This is a genomic window from Pseudomonadales bacterium (assembly GCA_013215025.1).
Taxonomy (GTDB): domain Bacteria; phylum Pseudomonadota; class Gammaproteobacteria; order Pseudomonadales; family DT-91; genus DT-91.
The window spans coordinates 1-2,405 of the sequence record JABSRR010000269.1 but is presented as its reverse complement, the minus strand read 5'-3'; the positions used below and the strand labels follow the sequence as shown (position 1 = coordinate 2,405).

Below are 2,405 nucleotides of genomic sequence, written 5' to 3'. Positions count from 1 at the left end.
AACAAATCAACACCGCGCTTTTCTTTGTACATTTGCACATCTCTAACGCGACGATACTGTTCTTGCGAGACATCCGCGGCGGTTACAGCGTCACGCACAACGGTTGGACGAATAAAAATCATCAGATTTTTCTTCACTACCGTGGTTGCCGAAGATTTAAACAATCGACCTAGCAGGGGTATATCCCCTAATAATGGCACTTTACTCACAGACTCTTGAATCTCGTCTGACATCAGACCACCTAAGATAATGGTTTCACCGTCAGCGGTAGATACCGATGTTTCAATCTTACGTTCGTTGGTAACAATAGGCGTATTAGCCTCGATGCTCGTGCCTACTAAACCTGAGACTTCCTGCATAATATCCAGAGTAATTTGATCGCCATCATTAATATGCGGCGTCACTTTTAAGGTAATACCGACATTTTCCCGTTCAATGGTTTGAAAGGGGTCGCCAGGATTAGAACCGCTGCTGCCAGTTGATGTGTAAGAGCCCGTCACAAACGGTACTTCCTGACCCACCACAATCTGCGCTTCGTTATTGTCTAAGGTCATCAGCGATGGCGTAGATAAGATATTGGCTTCAGCTGAGGTTTCCAGCGCACGCAATACCGCTAAAAAGCTGGTGCCGCCAATATCAAAATTGGCACCGCCGGCAATTCCGCCCGGAATTCCTGCAAGAGCGGCACCGATGCCTTGAATTACGTCTTCGCTATCTTCCTGAAAAGCACCTGCCGCCAGTTGAGATAACAAGCCTGGTGACTGCACCGAACCACCAAAACCAGTGTCTTCTCCGGCCAGCAGCCAGTCTGCCGATAATAAGCGATCATCCGTTTCAAAAATTTCTACAATAATCGCTTCAACCAGCACCTGCTCGCGCGGAATGTCTAGTTGCATAATCACATTATTAAGGCTTTCAAGCACTTCACCGCTGGCGGTGATAATCAGTGAGTTGGTCGCCTCATCGGCCTCAATGATTGCTTGAGCTACCCCTTTGTTTTTTGGATCTACCGCAATTTTGCTTAAACTCTGACTTACCTTGGTCAAAATGGGCGCAAGATCTTTCGCCTTGGCATGCTTTAAGGCAAATACCTGCGCATTACCGGTATTGCTGAGAGGCCCATCTAACTCTTCGATTAATCGTCTGACTTTTCGTCGCTGCTGATCTGAGCCGGTGACAATTAAACTATTGCTGCGTTTATCGGCAACGATATTTGCTTTTGCCTCGCTAGCATTCTTACTAGAAGCCGCGGGCTGGGTTAAGACTTTTTCAACAATTTTCACAAACTCTTCTACGGATGAGTGTTTGAGGCGAAAAATGTCCATCTCATTCGCTGTGGTTTTATCTAAATTTTCAATGATATTATAAATCTTTTGCACATTATCAGCGGTATCGGTAACGATAATCGCATTGGCATCAGCATAAGCAGCCATATGCCCTTGCTGAGGCACCAAAGGACGCAACACAGGAATAAGCTTGGTTGCATTGACATTTTTCAGCTCAATAATCTGCGTAATATAGGCCTGATTTTCAGTTTGAGGCTTTTTTACTTTTACCTCGGTTGAGGATGAACGCGCGGACTTGTTTGGGATAATACGCAAAATATTACCGTTTTTAATTGCTGAATAGCTGTGCGTATGCAAAACGCTCAGAAACAAATCATACACCTGCTCTTCGCTTAGCTGATCTTGCGAAATCACGCTAATATTGGCTTTTACCTTTGGATCAACCAATACCGTATAGCCGGTGATATCAGCAACAAATTTAATTAAGTCTTTTATATCGGCATCTTTGAAGTTAACCGTGTATGTCTCGGCAAAAGACGGCATGCTGCAGCTGATAGATAAACAGGCAACAACACATAGCTTGGCAGCTCGATTTTTTAAGCGATGTATTATTTTTAACTCAGGCATAGTAAAACCATTATTCATATTATTGCGATCCACTTACTCACTGATGCTCACGGTAATCGATACATTCTCTGACCCTCTTAAAATATCAAAGGTCGCATCACTGGCATCTCGCATATCTTGATAAAGCTGCATGGCATTTCTTGGATCGGTTAACGATACACCATTTACTGCTTGCACAATATCACCATTTTGCAGGCCAAACGCCTTAAACTGTTCTCGGTCTCGTCCCGGTGAAATACGAAAACCGATTTGCGTGCCGTCTTTATCGCGTGCTGGTGAAAAGCGAATCACCTCAGTTAAGGAACTTGGGTCCGTATAAAGGCGTTTTTTATAGTCACTGGCAATCTGCGTCAGCTTTGAATTGCCGCGATAGTCGACGGTTTTTGGCTCAGCTTGCTGTGCAACACTAGGCCTACCCCTGGCAGGCTGCCTTGGGCGGCTATCAGCATCTTGCTGATCCCATAAAAACAGCGACTCAAACTTACCCCGGTT

At 44.9% G+C, this 2,405-nt stretch carries 2 protein-coding genes; both read right to left on the bottom strand.

The features are described from left to right. Positions 1 to 1,931, bottom strand: a 1,931-nt coding sequence (gene gspD / locus HRU21_12755) for a type II secretion system secretin GspD (protein ID NRA43160.1), incomplete at its 3' end; no start/stop codon positions are given. A 15-nt stretch (positions 1,932 to 1,946) separates the two neighbouring features. Beyond that, positions 1,947 to 2,405 (bottom strand): hypothetical protein (locus HRU21_12750; protein NRA43159.1); only part of this gene is annotated, 459 nt, incomplete at its 5' end.